This is a genomic window from Microbacterium meiriae, from assembly GCF_025143875.1.
Taxonomy (GTDB): domain Bacteria; phylum Actinomycetota; class Actinomycetes; order Actinomycetales; family Microbacteriaceae; genus Microbacterium; species Microbacterium meiriae.
The window spans coordinates 67,509-85,139 of the sequence record NZ_JAMBDU010000002.1; the positions used below are offsets into that span (position 1 = coordinate 67,509).

The following is a 17,631-nucleotide window of genomic DNA, read 5'->3' on the forward strand; positions in this document are numbered from 1 at the left end:
GCCCCCTAGCTACCCGGCCGCGCCGGCAAGATCGTACCTACGGTTGACATCCAAAGCGAGAAGATGCGCACTGTTCAGAGCACCCGCAGTCGCAAACGACACATTGATGTCAGCAGCAGTAAGCAACGGAATGAACAAACCTGGAATCGGCGGGTCAACCTCATCCCCCTCAATCCTCTGGACCGTGGCCTGACCGCCGTACCTCACCGAAACGTCTTCCTCATTGATGTCCAGTACGCCAAGGAACAACGGCATCGAAACCCGCGTAGGGTTCTTTGACCCCACGCGCACACAGATAACCGGAACCAACGACCGCGCGTACGAGCCGATCAAGTCTTGGACCTTGTCCGCATCCTCAAGGGTCGAGCTGAGCACATCGAAGACGCCGCCAGACAGGCCGCGTCGCGGCTCCGAGAGCATGACACCCACGCGACGCCCAAGCGGGTACGAAACCTCACCCGGGACAGGCCTGCTCACCTTCTTGATGGCCGTGTCGAGTAGCGTAACCTTCACCGCGCCAGACGGATTCAACGGGTTGTGCATCCACGTGTCCTCGCAGAGGATCGTGGTCGTCGCAGAGTCCGTGAACCCCAGAGACTCCCCCGCCGCGTCAAACAACTCCGCCCGATATGTCACAGGCGCGTTGAACGGCACCTCAAAATCGATTCGCGTGAACGCGCCACCGGTAGGAGCTTTGACCGCACCTCGAACCTGAAACTCTCGCCCACCAGCCAACCGGTACACGGTCACGCTCGCGGCCTCCGGAACGAGCTCGTCGATGAACACTTCGACAAACGGCGCCCCGGTCACGTCGGTATGCAGATTGATCGCCATCAGACAGCCTCCGCGTTGTAAGCAGTGATGACGACGTAGCCAATCGCCCAAGCAACCGCATCGAACTCATACAGCAACGGCTCCGCCGCCGTCAGATCTTCCTTGTCATACAGGCCAGGCTCCACAAGTGCAGCGTCACGACCGGGCGAGAACAGATCCGGGTAGTACCGGTCCTGACGGAAAGCACCAAACGCCATGAGCACCTCCGTCAGGACCGAACACCACCACGCGACCACGCATTCGAGGACTGGTCGTAGCGGCCGATCCGCGCATCCGCTTCGACACCCATCCGTCCCACAAGCTGGTCGTTCACATCACGGATGACGAGCTCGGAGGGCATCCGCGGTGCGGCAACAGTCGCAGCACCCGTCAACCCGACAAGGTTCGAGAACGACAACTGCGGACGGAACGACTCAGCGCCAAACGCGAACTGTTCCATCAACGACTGGCCACCATCGAACACGGACGCCCAACCCTGACCCGAGAACGGGCCGCGAAGAGCCGGCGAATGCGGGAAGAACCCTTGCGCCCAACTCAACACGCCACCGATCGCGTCACCGACGTCGCGGATCATTGAGTTGATCCCGTCGATGAACCCCTGCAACAAGGCGCGACCCGAACTAACTAGCCACGAACCGGCACCCGCAAACAGATTCTGAATGTGACGCGGCAGGGCAGTGAAGATCGTCACGACTCGGCTCACACCACTACTGAAAGAGGAGGTGAGCGTCGACCAGATGCGCGTCGCCGTCCCGCTGATGTTCGTCGCCGCCGAACTGAAGAACGACGTAACCCGAGACCATGCAGCATTCCAAGTAGACGCCACCTGCGACACCAACCCCATCAAGAAGTTCAACGCCGGCGCCAACCACTCATTAATCCCGCGAGCGACATCGATGATCGGCCCCTGCGTACCCTCGACCTGCTTTCCCCAATCCTCAAGAGTCTTGTTGCCATTCAAGAACAACAGCAGGTTCACCACGAACGCAGTCAACTCCGCAAGACCCTGAATCAACGGCACAAGCACCGGCACCAGAATCCGAAGCGCCTCAGTCAGCACCGGAAGGATGTCCACCGCAAGCTGAACGAGCGGCGGGATCAACGGCAGCAACGCCACCAACAGATCAGTCAAAGGCGGCGCCAACTGCGACACCGCCTCAACAAGGGCCTCAGCGAGCAACGGAATCACCGGCTCCAACGCCTGAGCAACCTGCTCGAACGTCGCGGCTAGAACCGGACCCACCTTGGACCCGAGCTCTCGCAGCACAGGAATCAACGGCTCGAGCGTCGTCAGCAGAATGCCGAACGGTGTTGAGTCGAAGTTCGCAATGAATGAGTCCAACCCGGCGAGGAACCGTTCCCCGAAACCATCGAGCTGGACTAGGCCGCCGAGCTTGTCTTGGATGCGCTGCACCCACGGCCCGACGCGCTCCTCCAAGCCGTCCAAGATGATCGTGATCTCGTTGAAGAACGTCTTAGCGCCAGAAAGGCCGTCCCCGACGAATGCGAGCCCCAATCGGGAGAGCGAGGCGCGCATGTTCGCGAAAGCACCGCGAGTCGTGTTGCCCGACTCAAGAGCCGCGCCACCGATGTTGTCCTCGATCGCCTTACGGAAGGTGGCCGCGTCGATCTCACCCCGCGACACCATCTTCTGAAGCTCATCCGCAGTGACCCCATACTCCTTCTGGAGCCACTGCATGATCGGGATACCGCGTTCCGTCAACCGATTCAGGTTCTCCATCCCCGCGTAACCCTTAGAGGTCACCTGGTTGATGATGTCGCCCATCTCACCCATCGACGTGCCAGCAATCGTCGCCGCATCCGCCGTCAACCGCAGATACCGCTCCAACTCCTGACCCGGCTTGATACCCGCAGCAACCGCAGAAGCCGCAGTCGTCGCCGCAGCATCCAAACCAAACGCCGTACCCTTCACCGACGCAAGAGCGTCCTGCATGATCGCCTCAACGGCCTTCGTGTCATGCCCCAGACCCTTAAGCTTCGCCGTCGCATCCTCAATGTTCAGAGCACGCGAGATACCCCCACCGATAGCCAGGGCGCCAACAGTCGTGACGATGCCGGCGACAGCAAGCGCACCCCGCTTAGCCCACCGGGTAACTCCGGAGAAGAATCCGTCCGACGACTTCTCGGCACCCTTGAAAGCAGACTCAGCCTCCGTCTGGACGCCCTTCGAGAAGCCCTTACCGGACGGAAGCAGCGACACATAAGCAACACCGATTTCCTGCGCCACGAAACGCCCCCTCTCTGCCCCAAAGGGCGAAAAGGGGCAGTGCCCCACGAATTGAGTGCTACCGGCTGTCAGAAATACCGGTTAAGATGCAGCCATGAGTTCAATGGCGCAGATTGCGCCCGGCTGGTACGACGACGGTTCCGGGCGTCAACGATGGTGGGACGGCTCAACGTGGACCGCGCACTACGCCGACGCGCAACTGGTCGACCCAGCCCGGAAGACCGCGATCCTGAACGCCGAGGTCGCCCGTTACGCCGCCGCAGGGTGGATGGTGCAGTCCGCCACACCCAACCAAGTCGTGCTGTCCAAAGTGAAGCGGATGGGATGGTTCTGGAACCTGATCCTCGTCCTACTCACCGCCGGCCTATGGCTCATCTACGTCATCTACCGTGCCCTCAACCGGAAGTCCGAGAGCATGATCCTCACGATCGACGACTACGGCCGCATCCACCGGCAGCAGGCCTAGCCGCTCCCGAAGCGCCCTACGCCGCTCCGAACGCGTCGGATCATCCGTGGGCACACGCTGCTTAGAAGCAGACTCCCACGGACGTCGCACCGGCTGAGGCATCACCTTCCCCGGACGGTGATGCATGACCGCCTGCGCATCCACCCAGTCCAGAAAGAACGCGTCCATCGGGTTCGGGGCGTAACCCCAACCACGCAACGACGCATAAAGATCCGAGTAAGTGTCCTTCACCACCCGGTCAACAAGAAGCGCCACCAGATTCCAGGCGCGCCGACCCGCAACAACCTCATCGAAGCCCCACCCGTACCGTGACCACAACTCATGCTCGAGCGGGCCACGGTGGGCGAAGAAGGCAACGGTGAGGGTCAGGCTTTTCCCGCGTCGAACCCGTGCTCAGACGACACCGACACCCAGTGCTTCAACACATGGGACAGGTTTGCCTCATCGAGCCGGGCAAGCTGACGCGTCGCATCCGGGTACGTGTCCGCGAGAGTCTGAATGAAGAACCCCCACGCCTGAGCAACCTCAGACTCCGTGAGCTTCCGCCCAGCCTGGAACTTGTCCCAGAAGATAGCGAACGCGGAAGTAATCCCCATCGGGACACCCTTCACGCCAAGCACCGGCAACTGAAACAGCACCTTCCCGTTCTGGCCGAAGTCGATCATCGGGGTGTTCTCGTTCTCAAGTTCCAGTTCAAACATGGCGACCTCCAACTAGGGCGACCAGAAGAGATAACCGGGGGTGAGCGGGTCGCCACTCACCCACCCCCGGAGTAGAGAATCAGGGAGTTTCGGGCTCGGGCTCCTCAGCCACGAATCCCCACGCCTTGAAGTGGTACGGGGCAGACGAACCACCACGGAACGTCTTGAACGCCAACCCATACGCCAGCAGAGTCGTCCGGTTGAACGTCAACGCCTCACGCGAACTGTTGTCGATCTGCACGTTCGGGAAGTGCACCAGAATCAGGCGCTCCTTCTGATCCAGACCAACCGCGATCAGGTCATACCGCTTCGTCGCAGCCGCCGAATCAACAGTCACAGAACCATCAACCGCAACATCCACACCGAAGTAAGCCGACGTGACCGTCTCATTGCCCTCGAGGCCAGCGAAACTCACACCCCAGTAGCCCGGGGCGGCCTCCGAAATCAGAGGATCACCGTTATGGCCCGTCAGGTTCGTCTCATCACCCGGAGTCGGCGTCAACGTGAACCCGTCATCCGAGTAGTAACCGACCTGCTCGTCACCCGTCGTGGGCGTCCAGGTCGTACCAGTCGGGGCCGTCGACCCCACCGGACGCAAGAACAGCGCCCCATCCTTAATCAGTCGGGCAAGATCAGCGTCAACACCCGAGGTCATGTACGCAGGCTTAGCCATAAGCGTTCTCCTTCAACTAGGTAGATGCCCACGGCGACAAGGGCGAGAAAGTGACCCGGGGTCACGACTGTCAGACCGCCACCTCAAGGAGAACGGTCGAGTAGAGATATTCGAGCTTCGTCACAGGGTCAGTGACCCGAGACGGCCCAGATTCGACATCGGCGGAAAGAACCACGCCCGTCGTGTTGTTCTCAAGCCACGCGTTACCCGCCGCGGCAAGATCGAAAGCGTCACCAAGATCCGAAGACCCGTCAGGACGCAGAGACCACGCAGACAACCCCACACGGCAGTACCGCGAAATCGGGGTCACCTTCTGTTGCAGGTCAGCGCGAACCACCAGCTCGCGGCGCCGATTCGTGCGCACGTTCACTGTCGCCTCAACAGACGAAAGCCCCGCAATCAGCAGGGCCTCGATGTCCGGGGAACTCGTCGGGATACTCATAGGCGCCACCCGCCGATCAGACGAGAAAGCGTCCCATTCTGCGCCTCATCGTCCATGCTCCCGTACACGCGGGCACGAGCACGCGAAGGGGCCTGCTCGCTCACCGCATCATCGCCGACGATGCCGCGAAGAAGCGCCTCCGTCTCTGCACCTTTGAGGATCTGGGCACGAAACGCCGCCTTGTTCAGAACGAACTTCGACACACGCATCACGCCACCCCCTCAGCAGAGTCACGCAACTTCACGACCAGGCCCCCCACCGTGCGACCACGCCAATCCGCCGGCACCGAAGCAACCTCGTATTCCACGCCACGGACCCGCAACCGGTCGTCAGCGCGCACGTCAGGCCACGCTTCAAACCAGTACAGTGACGGCTCCACCACAGTCGGGGAACGCCCCACTTCCACGGCAGGGATCACGTCCTTCGGGGCAAACAGCGCGAGCTCGGCAAGCACAGTCTCCACAAGCTCATAGACCGGGTTACCGTAACGATCAGAACCCGTCTGCTCGCGACGCAACCGCGTCACCACATCCACACCATTCAAGGAGCAACCTCCCACCAACCCGGAGGCTCCACGGGGGCCGCCCAGTCCGCCATCGGGACCGTGAACGCCACCTGCACACCGCAACCCAACAGGTCACGGTCCGCCTTCGTCAAATACAGGTCACCGGTCGGATTCGCGAACTGCTGCGTCTCCTGAAACGGGCCAGCACCAGCCTGAACAGACGTCACACCAATCCCGGCCACACCCCCGGGAGTCGCCATCGCCCGCTTCACCATCTCGCACGACACGATCTTCCGGGCCGCGAGTTCCGAGACGGTCGGTGGGACCGAAGGGGGACACGACACATCCAAACGGACGGCCGCGTCCCCCAACAGCACCTCAGCGCGCGCCCGCTCCACGCTGGTGAGGGTGCGCCACCGGTCTTCAAGATCCGCAACAGTTGCGTAAGCCATAAGACGCACCCTCACCTTCACTCAGACTTCTTCGGCCGGCCGGGCTTCCGCTTTGGCTCCTGCGGCGCGGCCTCGTCGGGTGTGACGTGAACCCATCCAGCCGCTTCGAGAACCGCGATCGTCTTTTCGTTGGTCGTCACGACGACCTTGGAAGAGCCGTCGCGCCTGAACTTCACGGAGTAACAGCCGCGGGGGTCAAGACCGCGGCCGGGTAGCGGGTAGCCGCCGTACCGTTCACGCGAGTGAGCGGGTTGGCAACCTGGAAGCCGACACGGAATACCACGCGCATGATCTTCGAGTCCTGCTGGTAAGCGTTGACGATGACCTTGCCTGCGGAGTCGGTGATGACCGCACTGTCCGAGATGTTGAACGTGATGTCCTGACGGATACCAACGACAAACTTGCGGAAATCGGCCGCGAGAAGGCGAGCCTCCTCAGAATCCCACGCGCCGTTCGTGACCTCGTTCAGGGGGTACCCGTAGAGGGTGGACGGCGCGCCGGACGCCAGCGACGGCGTGTAGATCGGGGTTCCCTGCTCGTTGCGCAGCCCCACGAGCTCCCAGTTCATGCCAGGCTCAGAAGCGAAGCCATTCGCAGCGAATCCGTCCTTGGCAAGCGCCTTACCAAGGCTTGCCACATCCTGGGCAAGGTCCACGCCAGTGCCCGCCTCGACCACGTTCCCTGCCGCGATGGCCCCGGGGACGACCGCGGTGGGCCAAGAGGTGGGCTTGTCCACGCCGAACAGGCCAGCCTCATCGACCTTGCGACCGATGGCCTCAACCAGGAGCGGACGGACTTCGGACCAGATCGGGATCGAGCTGTCATCGATCACTGCATCAGGAACCACGATCAGCGCCGCAAGCTCCTCAGCCACGATCGTCAGGTTTTCCCACTCTGCCTTCGTGGTCTGCTTGAGGCCGTTGTCTCCGTTGACCCAGTAGGCGTCGGGCAGGGCGGAAAGAACCGGCTGCTTCGACGTCTTCGAGGACATGCGGACGTTTCGCGCTCGATTCAGGAGCACAGAAGCGCTCGGAAGCTCCTGGATGATCTCGTTTGCGATGGGTTCGGGGACGAGCGTGTCGTCCCGCGTGATGGACTCGTTGTATCCAGCCATGCTGAATCTCCTTCTCTAAGTTGTGTCTAGCGGCGGGCAGCCTGGCGGAGCCAGTCGTCTGCATCCTGAGCTGCCTCAGGAGGCTGCTTGCCCTGGCCAGGGATGACCGGACCCTTTGCCGGTTCACCCCGAAAAGCGATGAGCGCATCAGCCGCCGCCTCGAGCTCTTCCCGCGTGCCACCCGAAAGCAGCTCCACCGGGACGCCCTTCGACGCCGCAACCTCCGCGCGAGCAGCCTGCAAACGAGTCTCCGCAAGCTCGCGCTGAGCCTGCTCAAGAGCCTCCTGGGCCTTCTGTGCTTCGGTCTTCTGAGCGTTCTCCCACTCCGCGAACTTGTCGGCCTTCGCCTTCAAGTCGTCATAGTCGGAGAACTTGCTGCGCTCCCGGGCAATACGAGCCTGAATCGCCTTGTCGAAGTCCTCCTGCGACGTGATCGCCTGGAACTCCTTCGCCGCGTCCGTGCTCTGCCCGTTGGTTTCTTCCGTGCCCGTGGTCTGGGCCGTTTCCTCAGCCATGCTGAGCCCTCATTCCGTTTAGGGGCCGTGCGCCCATGAACCGGCGAAACCGTCACCGTGCGGCCACGGAAGAAACCGTGGAAGATCAAACGGACGACGTAACGCCATCCGTAAACGAATCAGGGAACAAGCGACGCATCGCCGCAGCAATGTCCTTCGGATCACCACTCCTAGCCGCGTCACGAGCCTGCAAATACTGGTCGTACAACCGATCCGGGTCATAACCCTCGATATGCGAACTACCCGCATCCCACTCAGGAACGATCTGACAGTCACAGTCGTCGTGATAGTCGCTGGCGACCATGCCTGCCGTCTCGCGGGACATGTACACAAACCCGCGCGAAGACAACATTGAGCACCAAGCACACGTCTTCGCCCCAGTCGGCACACGACCAAACCGCGGCTTTGACGGATCCAGTCGCACATTCCGCGCAACCGTCGTTCGACCCGAGTACAAGATGAACCGCTGCAAAGCCCCGCTGATACCGTTCACCGCGGCATACGGGTCATCCGTGAACAACGCACCAGCGTGATACCGGACGTTCTCCACCACCCCAGCCGAAGGAAACGTCTCAGCAGCGGTCTGCGCCAGAAACGCACCAGGATGCACCTGCTCAAACCACTCCGCCGCGACCGTCGCCACCAACTCGCCATACTCACGAGTCAGCAACGGCACAATCTCAACCAGAGCATCCCGAACAAGCTCCGGACGCGTCAGATCAACAGTCGCGAAGAACCCCCGGAGCTCGTTCTGAGCCATCCGCACCAACTCGCGCTGAGCAGCCGTCAACCGGTTCAGATCATCCCGCGACGTCATCCGTCACCGCCGACTGAGCCGTAGGAGTCTGCCGCGCAAGAACCTGCTGCAACACCGACCCCGACTGCGCCCGACGCTTATCCGACAACAACCGGGTGATCTCAGCATGCGAGAACCCCGCAAACTCCAACGCCACCTCAGACTCCGACAGCCACGGGAACACCGACGACAACTTCACCAACGCATCCGCCGACGTCGCCGGCGAAGTGAACGCCGGGTTAGCCCACGACACATCCAACTTCGCCAGATCCGACGTCACCGGCCCGCCATCACGCAACCGCACAACACGCTGAGCAACACGCTTCAACGACGCACCTAGGATCCGGTTCTGCGCACGCGCCGTGTTCACGATCCGCCGGTCATCCGCATACAGCGCCTCCGCGGACGGCGGGTTGTCCGTCACGATGCCCAGATTCGACACCGGAACACCCGTCGCACCACTGAACTGGGTAGCGATCGTCCGATACATGTCCGTGATCGGCTGCATCGTCATCTGCGGGAACTGACCCACACTCGGGGTGTCACCCTCAGAGTCCTTCGTCAACGCGAACCACGAATCGATCGCCGCCTGCCACTTCCCCCGCGAGAAGATATTCGCGTCCGCCAAGCCCAACGCATACATACGAGGCACAGCGTAGAAATCAGACGCAATCTCAGCCCGAATGATCGTCAACAACGCCCGATCAGTGATGTTCATCACCGCACGCGAAATCCGCGACTGCCCAAACGGACGCGTCAACTGCGGCGCATACGTCAACGGCTCAGCAAGAACCTCACCAACAGCATTCGCCCGCCGCTCAGCAACCCACGACCCAGACGGCCGACGAGTCAACGACACCACCGCATACGGGAAGAACACATCCATCCCAGTCGGCTGACCAGACTCATCCACATCCGTGATCGCCAACATGTCCCGCAGAACACGACGACGAGAATCCCACCGCGCAGCAGACCACGAAGCCTCACGAGCCATCACCAACACCTCAGGCTCACCCGAAGCAACATCACCCACAGCAGTCGTCAAGAACGAACACGAATGCGTGTACGCCGAAGAAATCGCCTGCGGCAACTCAAGATCAAACCGGTTCGCGTCCAACACCGCGCCCAGCTCGAACGGATCCTGCTCACCACCAGGCGAAACAAACCCCTCGAACACCGAACGCTCCGCCAAAGCCGAAACAGCCTTCTCGGGCCACTCCGACACAGCCTCCACCCGAGCAATCGCCTCAGCCGGAATGTTCTGCGACGGCTTCACCCGAACCTTCATGTCCCGGTACTGCGACCGCAACACATTCCGCGGAAACTTCGCCTGCCACGTCGCAAACAACCCACGAATCGCATCCAGCTCAACCTCATCAACACCAGACACAAACTGCGGCGCCGCCCACACCCCGGAGAAAGCCGTCATAGCAAAACCTGCTTCCGTCCCGGAACACGCTTAGTAGTACGCGCAGCCCAGTAGGCCGCACAGAAAGCCTCGAGGGGCTCCTTTTCAACATCCGGGACGGTTGCAATCCATCCCCATCCCGAACCGCGGGTCTTCGCATCGCAAACCGCTACCGCCGCGTCGAGAACGTCGCCAGCCTCACCGAACGGTCGAGACACCTTCTTCTCTCGGATGGCGTTCTCGGTCATGGCATTCGCGGAGAAGTAGTCGCCGGTCGTCATCGCGTGGATCATGCTCGACGGCACCCCCTTCTCCTTCAAGGCAGTCACCAACGACACACCCGCCTTGCCCAGAATCGAGATCTGCGCCGTCCGCTCCTTACGAGCAGCCAACCAATCCGCCAAAGGCTCAAGCCCGTCATCAATCGACCAACCATCAGCAACGCGAGCGGCCTCCACGATCTCGACATGCACGAGCTCGTCGGTCTTACTTGCCCCTGCGACAGCCAGCGACTTCCCATCCAGCGAGAACGCGACAGCGAAGGACCGCACACCCCCAGTCGGGGCCTCATTCGTCCCACAAGACGACCAGAACTCATCAGACCAACGCCGCGCACCCTGCGTGTCGTCATCCCAGACACCCAAAGCCTCACGACGCCAAGACTCATCAGACGGCAAGTTCTTCCGCAGCCGCAGCACAGACCTGTGCGGCGTTCGATGCGGATACGACGGGTTCGCCTTCTTGATCTGCTCGATGTCGTCCACGGAGGGACCGCCCGGCCGGCCCACGTTCTTGTCCGCAGAACACTCGATGTAAAGGGCATCCTCGCCCTCAGCCGGCACAAACTGCTCCGGAGCGAACACCAACGCCTCACGACGCCGCATCTTGAACGCCTCACCCGGGTCCACCGGCCGCGGTGGAGTTCCCATGAAGAACAGCAACGCACCAGACTCAAACCGAGACTGGTTCGTTGCTGCAACCATGTCCTCGAGCGCCTTCTCCGTCAGGATCTGCGCCTCGTCGAACACCTCAACGTCGACCTCATCGAAGCCACGGCCGAACCCGCCCTCGCGAGCACCGAACATAATGACCGAACCGTTCGTGAAACGGATCTCCTGCTCTCCATTCACCGAACGAACACCCTCGATGTACGGCGCCACCGTCTTACGACCCGCGAACTGCTTCAACGACGTGAACGTCTTCGTCGCCGTCTTCGTCCGATGAGCAGTCCACAACACCGTCAGATTCGGAAACAGCGAACACAACGCAAAGATGATCCGAGAAACCAGGTACGTCTTCGCCACCTGACGCGGGATGCTCAACGTCACCCCACCGATCGTCGCCGCGTAGTCCCCGTTCTCCCGCTTCGCGAGTATCAGCGTCCCAGCACCCCGCTGCCACTCATCAAATGAGTCACCAAACTCATTGATCCGAGCCTCCACCTTCGGAAACCCAGACGTAGCGATACCAGTAGGCATCACCACATAGCGAGCAACCTCAGATAGCCGCCTTGTCGAACGGTCGGTCTGCGACGTTGGAGGCATCGTTCTTGTCCTCCTGCTGCTGACGCTTCAAAGCCTCAATCTCACGCGAGATCTCAATCTGCCGGCGAGACAACGCGGCCAGATCGCGAGGCGACGTGTTCTCGTTATCGAGAGCCCGCGCAATCACCTTCCGCATCTGAACCAACTCATCCAGACGAGTACCGTTCTCCGCCGCGTCCAGAACCGAAACGATCGCCCTCTGAGGGCGCTCATCCTCACCGACCGCACGCAAAGACTTGTTCACCATGCGGCACCCCCTCAAAGCTCGATGCGCTTGCCCGTCATCCGAATAAACCGCTCGCGCGTGTAACGCTCAACGTTCCCGCGCTTCCACCCCCGCTCCTCCGGGGCCTCGACGAACACATGCACGCCTTCGCCAGACAGTGACCGCTCGATGAAGATGATTGGCTCCGGAATGTCGCGAACAATGGTGCGAGCGTCAGCATCAGAAACGTGATCCAAGTCATAGCATCCGATGCCGCCACCGAGCATGAAGCCAAAGCCATCGCCGGCAGTAGACCGCCGCACTGCATCGAATGATGACCACGTTGCAGGGTCGGTGCTTGACGCGGACCTTCCCGCCACGGTCAAGGGGCGCTTACCATCAGCTCGAACCCAGCGCGCCCGCGACGTCATCTGCGATGGCACACGGTTAGCCGCACGAGAGGCATAAACGCGGCACTTTGGAGAGCAGTACTTCGCCCCCGATCGCGACAGAATCAATGACCGCCCGCACCAACCACAGGTCCCGTACTCCATACTCCAACTCTACCATTTTGTTACGGATAAAGCGCGGAAATTCAAGGTTTCTATTCAGGTGCGGAGCCCGTGCGGCCATCAGCGCCAGCACCCCTCCCGGGACTCACCCGACCCCCAGTTCGGGCCTTACCGAGGCCATACAAGGCCGCTCGGGGGCGTGTGGAAAAAACGGCGGGGAGAGAACGGCCCTATACCTTCGGGGTGGCCTTGGGCGGGGGCGGGAGGGGGTCTGGCCCCGTGGCCTTGAGTTGTGCTGCCTACCAGTTGATGAGGTTGGTTACTCGTGTGGGTGGCTGCTGTTGTGTTGTTTGTGCGTGGAACTCTGCGATGGTGAGTGTTCCTTTGAGTCTGTTGCAGCGGCGGTGCATGAGGTGGGTGTTGGCGCGGTCGTATGGTGACCCGCCTCTTGCCCTGGGTAGGTCTTCGTCGACTTCTCCGCGCATGTCGTCCGGTATGCATCCGGTGCAGTTGCCTTTGCAGCGTGGTCCGTGTGCTCCTGGCTGCATGCCCCGGGTTTTGTCGATGGGGGCCCCGCATAGTGCGCACCGGTGTTCTTCTGCCCATACCCGGGCTCTGAGTTCTCGCCTCCGGTGTCCGTTGGCGTTGGCGGGTTGTGTGGGCATGGGCTACTCGCGAAAGATAGTGCGCAGCCTGCTGAAGTCGACGGTCATGCCCGTGTCTGTTGAATCAATCGGGATCGCTACGGTTCCGATCAGCACTGCTTCACCGCCGGGGATGCGCGCCAGGATCTCGATGCTCAGATTGCCGAGAGTGATTGCCATCACGTTCTCCTTAGTCGTTGTCGCCTGGGGCTGCTGGGTCGCAGCATGTGGCGGCTTGCCAGATGCTGACGTGGCCTTCGTTGCAGGTGGTGCAGGTGTGGAGTGTGCGGGTCATCGTTGACCTTCTTGTTTGGGTTTGTGGCGATAACCCTTAGTAGCGACACTGCTACTGGGGGTTGTGTGGGTGCGGAGTTCAGTCGTAGGAGAGTCGGTAGCTGAGCCGGTTCCTGCTCGGGTCGTAGCCGGTTAGGTCGTCGTTGTCGCAGCAACGGTCGCTGGCGGATTGGGAGTTCCACACGGTGTCGCAGGAGACGCACGCGTATTCGGGTTCGGTCATGCGTGTGCTCCGGTGGTTGTGCCGTGGATTCGGTTTCCGCAGACGCATGTGGTGGTCCCGTTGGCCGGGTAGGTGGCGGGTCGTCCGCATCGTGCACACGTGGTGGTCACTGTTCGGTCCCGTTGATCCAGGTGCGCATTTTGGGTGTCCAACCTTCTGGTGTTTCGGGCTGGTCAAGGTCGTGGCTGAAGGCCCAGTTGAGTGCGGGTCGGCGGAGGATGTAGGCGAGGATGATCGCGGTGAGTGTGATGGCGGTCCATGTGAGGGTGCGCATCATTCGTCCTCGTCGTCCAGGTCATCGTCGGCGTCGTCCCACGAGTCCTCGAGGATCTTCGCGCCTACTGTGATGAGCCCGTTGTCGACGTGGAAGGGTTGGCTGTTGGGTGAGAAGAGTCGGTAGTTGGTGGAGTCGGGGCGGTCGAGTGCGGTTGATGCTGCGATGACGACCCATGCGGTGGTGTAGTAGCCGGGGAAGTTTTCGGCGACGTGTGCGTTGATGGCTTCGTCGAGTTTTGCTCTGGTTTCGTCACTCATGACGTGTCCTTGTGGGTTCTTTCTGCCACCAGTAGTCGCCGTCGACCGCGTGGCCTTTGTGTGGGCCGGCGTGACCGTTGGTGAGGTGGCAGTCGAGGGAGTCGTGGTCGAGGATGTGCGTGGCCGTGCAATCAGGCGTCATCGTCGTCTCCTGCTGGGGCGCACACACACTGCCAATCCCCCTCGCCCTCCATGTGGATGATGGCGAGGTCACGGATGAGGTCTCTGGTGCTCTCCATTGAGCGTGCCTTTCTAGGCGGGTGTGAGTTCTACGATGAGGGCGCCCATAGAACGGGCGGCGTCTGCGTATTTCCGGGCGTGGTGTCCGCAGTAGACGAGTGTGCGGCCGCTCGGGAGTGCGAAGACTGCTTTGCCTCGAACGCTGATCCCGCACGCGTCGCAGGTTGCTAGGGAGTAGTCCTCGGTGTCGATGCCATTCACATCAGCTCCCATCTCGGGGGTTTTCTGCGCGGGTGCCATGTGACGGCATGTGTTGGGGCCGGAACACTTGGTTGGTGTTCCGGCCCCGTTTGGTTCTGCCCACCGTTCCTCGACGCCGGTTGCCCTACATGTGTGGCTGTTGCCCTGTGGCTGTTGCGTGGGAGGTGGGAGGCTTAGATGAAGGCGACGTCTGACCACCCAAGGGGGTGGTGTTCGCCAACCAGGAAAGTGATGATTCCGGACCGGGAGAACTTCCCCGTCGTGTCCCGCAACCACTTCGACCCGCCATCACAAGACGGGCACGAGAAACCGAACGTTGATCCGAGATCCCATGCCTGGAAGTTGTGGCGGTGCGCGGTGACCCAGATGCGTGCTTCGTGTGCACGCTGGTCGCCGCGGGCTTGACCGTTCAACCACTTCTCGAACCCGGCCGCGTCGCTGCCTGGGATCTTGTGGCCATGGTTGAACCCCATGGGCACGTTCGCGGCGGTCGTGTACACGTTCATCTCGTCGTGCGGGATGGTGAAGTCGACGTGATCGAAACCGGGAGTTGCGTGGAGCACGCGTTGCAGGGTTTCGGCGAGGAACGCTCCCCCGTTGTCGGAGTCGGAAGTGATCGACTTCGCCGACCCACCTTGACGACCGAACTCGGTGTGGTTGCAGAGCACGGAAACGAACTGGCCCTTGTCGAATGCTGGGTACAGTTCGCGTGCGTACGCTGACCACACGTCCAGGACAAGGTTCATCTGGCCGCGGAGGCCAGCTTGTACCGTGTGCGTCTGCGACGTGTAGTTGCCGGCGATGCCTTCGAACGGGTCACCGTTGTTGACGATGACGAGCTCGGTGACGTTGCGGTGCTTTCGCTGCCGGACAACTTCGGTCTGGAAGTTCTCGAGGCCGTCGTAGAGGCGGTCGAGGGTTGCGTCGATCCCGCCGCCCTCAGACTTCCCGAGTTGCATGTCGGAGAGGTTGAGGATCGCGGCTACGGGTTCGCCGAGGCCGCTTCCGGGGATGCGGCGCGGGAGCTTCCATGCCCGTGCGCGTTTCTGCGCTTCGGTGATGTCAGCTTCGGTGACCGCGTTGGTGGTCTTCCGGCGAAACGAAGCCCTGTATGAGAACAGGTTTACGATGTCGCGGTTGCCGTCTTCGGTTCGCTTGGACGACTGCCAGGTGGATGCGCGGACCGTGTCCCCGATGATCTCGAAGAGTTCGGGGTCGAGCATGAACTTCTCGAAGACGTGATCCCAGTTGGTCAGAGGGCCTTCGGAGCGGATGCCGGTGAAGTCGCCCCCGATGACGGCGCCGTCTGGCCCGTACCTGAAGTCGCCGTTCTCCTTCGCCGTGTCCTTGTCGGGCGCTTCGGAGAGGCGGTCCGCGATGCTCACTTCGTGTATCCCATCCGTCTGCGCCACACACCGAACGTGGTGTCGGCAACCTCGGGCATGCCTTCGTCGATGAGGGCTGCGAGGAGGTCCACGTGACGCCATGCGCTGTCCGTGATGGCGTTGGATACGGCGAGCTTGTCTTCCGCTTCGAGGTCTTCGTACCACCGGTTGAGGATGGTTTGGTTGGCTTTGGGCGCGGGCGGTGCCGCGAGACGGGTTGAGAGCGACACTGGGGTCACCTTTCATAGCCGGTTTGGGCATAAGCCGTGAACATGCCGTGTGAAGTTATGAAGAGGACGGCAGAGGCGGTCAAGGGGCAACCAAGACAGGGCGCATGCCGTTGCGCGAGTGTTCCGACTTCAGGCGTGGGAACAGTCGCTGTTGTGCGGGGGTGCCTGATACCCGCGTACCGCTCCTGGGATTCGGACCCAGACTGGACGGATTTTGAGCCCGTTGCCTCTACCGGTTGGGCTAGAGCGGCGTACCCGACCAAGCGCGGTGGCTGCTTCGGGTTATGACACGACGGGGTGCGCGCTTTGACCTGTAAGCGTGGGGCTAACGGTCGGTGGGGCTGTCGTGTGTTTGTCGGGTGCGTTCTTGTGCACCTGTTTTCGCCGGCGTCGACCCGGCTTGTCCTCGACCGACCATTCGCCACGGGTCATTCCATGAGCCGACCGGGAGGAACAAAAAACCCCGCCAGTCACAGATGACGACGGGGAACTATGCTTCGTGGAGTTTAGACACTCCTTCTAGGCATATTCAGGATAGCAGATGTTACCCGAGTTCTGCTACCACTTTGGTGAGCGTGTCGAAGTCGATTTCTACTCCGATTGCGCGGCCGAGTTCGATGAGCCCTTCACGCCCCACCCATACCGCAGCGCATTCATGGTTTCGGCATTCGGCGGTGATTTCGTGCCCAACGCGTGCGCTGATGCGAAGGTTGTCGGATGACTCGCCTTCCGCGTTGGTGACTTTACCGACGCCGCACCTGGGGCATTCGGATGATCGCAACGGAACCTGTTTGGGTGGTTCGATGAGATCCCACACTTTCGCCGCCCACGTGTCCGGGTATGCGTAAAGCCGTTCGTACATGTACTCGTCGATGTCGCCGGTGTTGTGGAGGGCGTGCAGTCGGTCCCAGAATCCGCGTAGGTCGAGTTTGAGTTCGCCGGCGACCTGGACGCCCCATTCCTGCAACCACGCCCGGGTGACGTCCTGGATGTGCATGAGGAGGTCGAGGGCGATTGCGTCGACAAGGTTACGGGTTGCTGGTGATCCTCCCCCGCCGCGGCTGTTGTTGGAGGGGGTGACGAGTCTCGCGAGCCAGTCGACGAGGGGCGGGAAGTGTTGCTGTCTGTCGTGATTGTCGACGGTCACGGTGAGGGTCCATGGTCCGATCAGTCGGGCCATCCCATCGGACAGTTCGGTCATGGGTTCCTCTTCTCTGCCTTTGCCGCCAGACCTCGGAGCATGCCAGCGAATCGACTGTTACTGCTGTTGCCGTTGCTCTCCCAGTCGTTCGCCGCATCACGCATGGCCTCCGCAAGTGATCCAAACCATGTGCTGTCATCGGTGTACTCGACACCCTTTGCCACCTCGCGCCATGTCCACTGCCACTCTCGCGTCTGAGAGTGCTGGAAGAACTGGTAGCTACCGAGGTCGGGAGAATGCTTATCGATGTAGTAGGCGGTCATG

25 protein-coding genes and 1 tRNA gene are annotated in these 17,631 nt (G+C 61.4%); 1 reads left to right on the top strand and 25 read right to left on the bottom strand.

Features of this window, described 5'->3' with window-relative positions:
* Nucleotides 1-9: 9 nt before the first annotated feature.
* Genes M4D53_RS01715 through M4D53_RS01725 form a run of 3 tightly spaced genes read right to left on the bottom strand, consistent with a single transcriptional unit; the run spans nt 10 to nt 3,082 of the window.
* Nucleotides 10-834 carry a hypothetical protein gene (locus M4D53_RS01715; RefSeq protein ID WP_259951574.1) on the bottom strand — a complete coding sequence of 275 codons (825 nt, stop codon included), beginning with the start codon at nt 832-834 and terminating at the stop codon, nt 10-12.
* On the bottom strand, nt 834-1,031 hold the full coding sequence (locus tag M4D53_RS01720; protein ID WP_259951576.1) for a hypothetical protein: 198 nt from the start codon (nt 1,029-1,031) through the stop codon (nt 834-836). Before M4D53_RS01720 ends, M4D53_RS01715 begins: the two co-directional genes overlap by 1 nt.
* Before the next feature lie 11 nt (nt 1,032-1,042).
* The gene (locus M4D53_RS01725; protein ID WP_259951577.1) at nt 1,043-3,082 is read right to left on the bottom strand and encodes a tape measure protein; all 2,040 of its coding nucleotides are present in this window, start codon (nt 3,080-3,082) and stop codon (nt 1,043-1,045) included.
* A gap of 94 nt (nt 3,083-3,176) precedes the next feature.
* On the opposite strand from M4D53_RS01725, the gene M4D53_RS01730 reads away from it, so the two are divergent.
* The gene (locus M4D53_RS01730) at nt 3,177-3,548 is read left to right on the top strand and encodes a DUF2510 domain-containing protein (RefSeq protein WP_259951578.1); all 372 of its coding nucleotides are present in this window, start codon (nt 3,177-3,179) and stop codon (nt 3,546-3,548) included.
* 365 nt (nt 3,549-3,913) lie between these two features.
* On the opposite strand, the gene M4D53_RS01735 is transcribed toward M4D53_RS01730, so the two are convergent.
* From M4D53_RS01735 to M4D53_RS01835, 22 genes are all read right to left on the bottom strand, one after another.
* A complete protein-coding gene (locus M4D53_RS01735; protein WP_247642232.1) occupies nt 3,914-4,249 on the bottom strand; it encodes a hypothetical protein in 336 nt (111 codons plus the stop codon).
* A gap of 79 nt (nt 4,250-4,328) precedes the next feature.
* Nucleotides 4,329-4,922 carry a phage tail tube protein gene (locus tag M4D53_RS01740; protein ID WP_259951579.1) on the bottom strand — a complete coding sequence of 198 codons (594 nt, stop codon included), beginning with the start codon at nt 4,920-4,922 and terminating at the stop codon, nt 4,329-4,331.
* Between the two features lie 70 nt (nt 4,923-4,992).
* Nucleotides 4,993-5,364, bottom strand: a complete 372-nt coding sequence (locus tag M4D53_RS01745) for a hypothetical protein (RefSeq protein WP_259951580.1) — start codon at nt 5,362-5,364, stop codon at nt 4,993-4,995.
* On the bottom strand, nt 5,361-5,573 hold the full coding sequence (locus M4D53_RS01750; RefSeq protein ID WP_259951581.1) for a hypothetical protein: 213 nt from the start codon (nt 5,571-5,573) through the stop codon (nt 5,361-5,363). The genes M4D53_RS01745 and M4D53_RS01750 overlap by 4 nt, the downstream gene beginning before the upstream one ends.
* Nucleotides 5,573-5,908 (bottom strand): hypothetical protein, encoded by a 336-nt coding sequence (locus tag M4D53_RS01755; protein WP_259951583.1) that lies wholly within the window; start codon nt 5,906-5,908, stop codon nt 5,573-5,575. The genes M4D53_RS01750 and M4D53_RS01755 overlap by 1 nt, the downstream gene beginning before the upstream one ends.
* Entirely contained in the window at nt 5,905-6,321 is a 417-nt protein-coding gene (locus tag M4D53_RS01760; protein ID WP_259951584.1) for a phage Gp19/Gp15/Gp42 family protein, read from the bottom strand. The genes M4D53_RS01755 and M4D53_RS01760 overlap by 4 nt, the downstream gene beginning before the upstream one ends.
* A 172-nt stretch (nt 6,322-6,493) precedes the next feature.
* Nucleotides 6,494-7,435: a phage major capsid protein gene (locus M4D53_RS01765; RefSeq protein WP_259951585.1), complete on the bottom strand. Its 942-nt coding sequence runs from the start codon at nt 7,433-7,435 to the stop codon at nt 6,494-6,496.
* A gap of 26 nt (nt 7,436-7,461) precedes the next feature.
* Nucleotides 7,462-7,950 (bottom strand): capsid assembly scaffolding protein Gp46 family protein, encoded by a 489-nt coding sequence (locus M4D53_RS01770; protein WP_259951586.1) that lies wholly within the window; start codon nt 7,948-7,950, stop codon nt 7,462-7,464.
* Between the two features lie 85 nt (nt 7,951-8,035).
* Nucleotides 8,036-8,767 carry a VG15 protein gene (locus M4D53_RS01775; protein WP_259951587.1) on the bottom strand — a complete coding sequence of 244 codons (732 nt, stop codon included), beginning with the start codon at nt 8,765-8,767 and terminating at the stop codon, nt 8,036-8,038.
* Complete coding sequence (locus M4D53_RS01780; protein ID WP_259951588.1) at nt 8,751-10,175, bottom strand: hypothetical protein; 1,425 nt, start codon at nt 10,173-10,175, stop codon at nt 8,751-8,753. The genes M4D53_RS01775 and M4D53_RS01780 overlap by 17 nt, the downstream gene beginning before the upstream one ends.
* Nucleotides 10,172-11,482, bottom strand: a complete 1,311-nt coding sequence (locus M4D53_RS01785; RefSeq protein ID WP_259951589.1) for a hypothetical protein — start codon at nt 11,480-11,482, stop codon at nt 10,172-10,174. Before M4D53_RS01785 ends, M4D53_RS01780 begins: the two co-directional genes overlap by 4 nt.
* 169 nt (nt 11,483-11,651) lie before the next feature.
* Complete coding sequence (locus tag M4D53_RS01790) at nt 11,652-11,945, bottom strand: hypothetical protein (protein ID WP_259951590.1); 294 nt, start codon at nt 11,943-11,945, stop codon at nt 11,652-11,654.
* Nucleotides 11,946-11,956: 11 nt separating this feature from the next.
* Nucleotides 11,957-12,289: a hypothetical protein gene (locus tag M4D53_RS01795; RefSeq protein WP_396818878.1), complete on the bottom strand. Its 333-nt coding sequence runs from the start codon at nt 12,287-12,289 to the stop codon at nt 11,957-11,959.
* Between the two features lie 794 nt (nt 12,290-13,083).
* Entirely contained in the window at nt 13,084-13,239 is a 156-nt protein-coding gene (locus tag M4D53_RS01800; protein ID WP_259951591.1) for a hypothetical protein, read from the bottom strand.
* A 443-nt stretch (nt 13,240-13,682) separates the two neighbouring features.
* On the bottom strand, nt 13,683-13,853 hold the full coding sequence (locus tag M4D53_RS01805) for a hypothetical protein (protein WP_259951592.1): 171 nt from the start codon (nt 13,851-13,853) through the stop codon (nt 13,683-13,685).
* Complete coding sequence (locus M4D53_RS01810; protein WP_259951593.1) at nt 13,850-14,110, bottom strand: hypothetical protein; 261 nt, start codon at nt 14,108-14,110, stop codon at nt 13,850-13,852. Before M4D53_RS01810 ends, M4D53_RS01805 begins: the two co-directional genes overlap by 4 nt.
* 252 nt (nt 14,111-14,362) lie before the next feature.
* Nucleotides 14,363-14,590 (bottom strand): DUF7455 domain-containing protein, encoded by a 228-nt coding sequence (locus M4D53_RS17560; RefSeq protein ID WP_522711763.1) that lies wholly within the window; start codon nt 14,588-14,590, stop codon nt 14,363-14,365.
* 134 nt (nt 14,591-14,724) lie between these two features.
* Nucleotides 14,725-15,936, bottom strand: a complete 1,212-nt coding sequence (locus M4D53_RS01815; RefSeq protein ID WP_259951594.1) for a hypothetical protein — start codon at nt 15,934-15,936, stop codon at nt 14,725-14,727.
* A complete protein-coding gene (locus M4D53_RS01820) occupies nt 15,933-16,166 on the bottom strand; it encodes a hypothetical protein (protein ID WP_259951595.1) in 234 nt (77 codons plus the stop codon). The genes M4D53_RS01815 and M4D53_RS01820 overlap by 4 nt, the downstream gene beginning before the upstream one ends.
* Before the next feature lie 177 nt (nt 16,167-16,343).
* Nucleotides 16,344-16,417, bottom strand: a tRNA-Leu gene (locus M4D53_RS01825).
* Between the two features lie 293 nt (nt 16,418-16,710).
* Nucleotides 16,711-17,367 (bottom strand): DUF7341 domain-containing protein, encoded by a 657-nt coding sequence (locus M4D53_RS01830; RefSeq protein ID WP_259951596.1) that lies wholly within the window; start codon nt 17,365-17,367, stop codon nt 16,711-16,713.
* On the bottom strand, nt 17,364-17,630 hold the full coding sequence (locus M4D53_RS01835; RefSeq protein ID WP_259951597.1) for a hypothetical protein: 267 nt from the start codon (nt 17,628-17,630) through the stop codon (nt 17,364-17,366). Before M4D53_RS01835 ends, M4D53_RS01830 begins: the two co-directional genes overlap by 4 nt.
* Nucleotide 17,631: the final 1 nt, after the last annotated feature.

What these genes read in the sequence shown, in the direction of transcription:
- M4D53_RS01740 (WP_259951579.1), bottom strand. Translation starts at nt 4,922, where the DNA reads ATGGCTAAGCCTGCGTACATGACCTCGGGTGTTGACGCTGATCTTGCC.
- M4D53_RS01760 (WP_259951584.1), bottom strand. Translation starts at nt 6,321, where the DNA reads ATGGCTTACGCAACTGTTGCGGATCTTGAAGACCGGTGGCGCACCCTC.
- M4D53_RS01770 (WP_259951586.1), bottom strand. Translation starts at nt 7,950, where the DNA reads ATGGCTGAGGAAACGGCCCAGACCACGGGCACGGAAGAAACCAACGGG.
- M4D53_RS01805 (WP_259951592.1), bottom strand. Translation starts at nt 13,853, where the DNA reads ATGATGCGCACCCTCACATGGACCGCCATCACACTCACCGCGATCATC.
- M4D53_RS01790 (WP_259951590.1), bottom strand. Translation starts at nt 11,945, where the DNA reads ATGGTGAACAAGTCTTTGCGTGCGGTCGGTGAGGATGAGCGCCCTCAG.
- M4D53_RS01830 (WP_259951596.1), bottom strand. Translation starts at nt 17,367, where the DNA reads ATGACCGAACTGTCCGATGGGATGGCCCGACTGATCGGACCATGGACC.
- M4D53_RS01730 (WP_259951578.1), top strand. Translation starts at nt 3,177, where the DNA reads ATGAGTTCAATGGCGCAGATTGCGCCCGGCTGGTACGACGACGGTTCC.
- M4D53_RS01745 (WP_259951580.1), bottom strand. Translation starts at nt 5,364, where the DNA reads ATGAGTATCCCGACGAGTTCCCCGGACATCGAGGCCCTGCTGATTGCG.
- M4D53_RS01765 (WP_259951585.1), bottom strand. Translation starts at nt 7,435, where the DNA reads ATGGCTGGATACAACGAGTCCATCACGCGGGACGACACGCTCGTCCCC.
- M4D53_RS01835 (WP_259951597.1), bottom strand. Translation starts at nt 17,630, where the DNA reads ATGACCGCCTACTACATCGATAAGCATTCTCCCGACCTCGGTAGCTAC.
- M4D53_RS01775 (WP_259951587.1), bottom strand. Translation starts at nt 8,767, where the DNA reads ATGACGTCGCGGGATGATCTGAACCGGTTGACGGCTGCTCAGCGCGAG.
- M4D53_RS17560 (WP_522711763.1), bottom strand. Translation starts at nt 14,590, where the DNA reads ATGGCACCCGCGCAGAAAACCCCCGAGATGGGAGCTGATGTGAATGGC.
- M4D53_RS01780 (WP_259951588.1), bottom strand. Translation starts at nt 10,175, where the DNA reads ATGACGGCTTTCTCCGGGGTGTGGGCGGCGCCGCAGTTTGTGTCTGGT.
- M4D53_RS01715 (WP_259951574.1), bottom strand. Translation starts at nt 834, where the DNA reads ATGGCGATCAATCTGCATACCGACGTGACCGGGGCGCCGTTTGTCGAA.
- M4D53_RS01735 (WP_247642232.1), bottom strand. Translation starts at nt 4,249, where the DNA reads ATGTTTGAACTGGAACTTGAGAACGAGAACACCCCGATGATCGACTTC.
- M4D53_RS01810 (WP_259951593.1), bottom strand. Translation starts at nt 14,110, where the DNA reads ATGAGTGACGAAACCAGAGCAAAACTCGACGAAGCCATCAACGCACAC.
- M4D53_RS01750 (WP_259951581.1), bottom strand. Translation starts at nt 5,573, where the DNA reads ATGCGTGTGTCGAAGTTCGTTCTGAACAAGGCGGCGTTTCGTGCCCAG.
- M4D53_RS01720 (WP_259951576.1), bottom strand. Translation starts at nt 1,031, where the DNA reads ATGGCGTTTGGTGCTTTCCGTCAGGACCGGTACTACCCGGATCTGTTC.
- M4D53_RS01800 (WP_259951591.1), bottom strand. Translation starts at nt 13,239, where the DNA reads ATGGCAATCACTCTCGGCAATCTGAGCATCGAGATCCTGGCGCGCATC.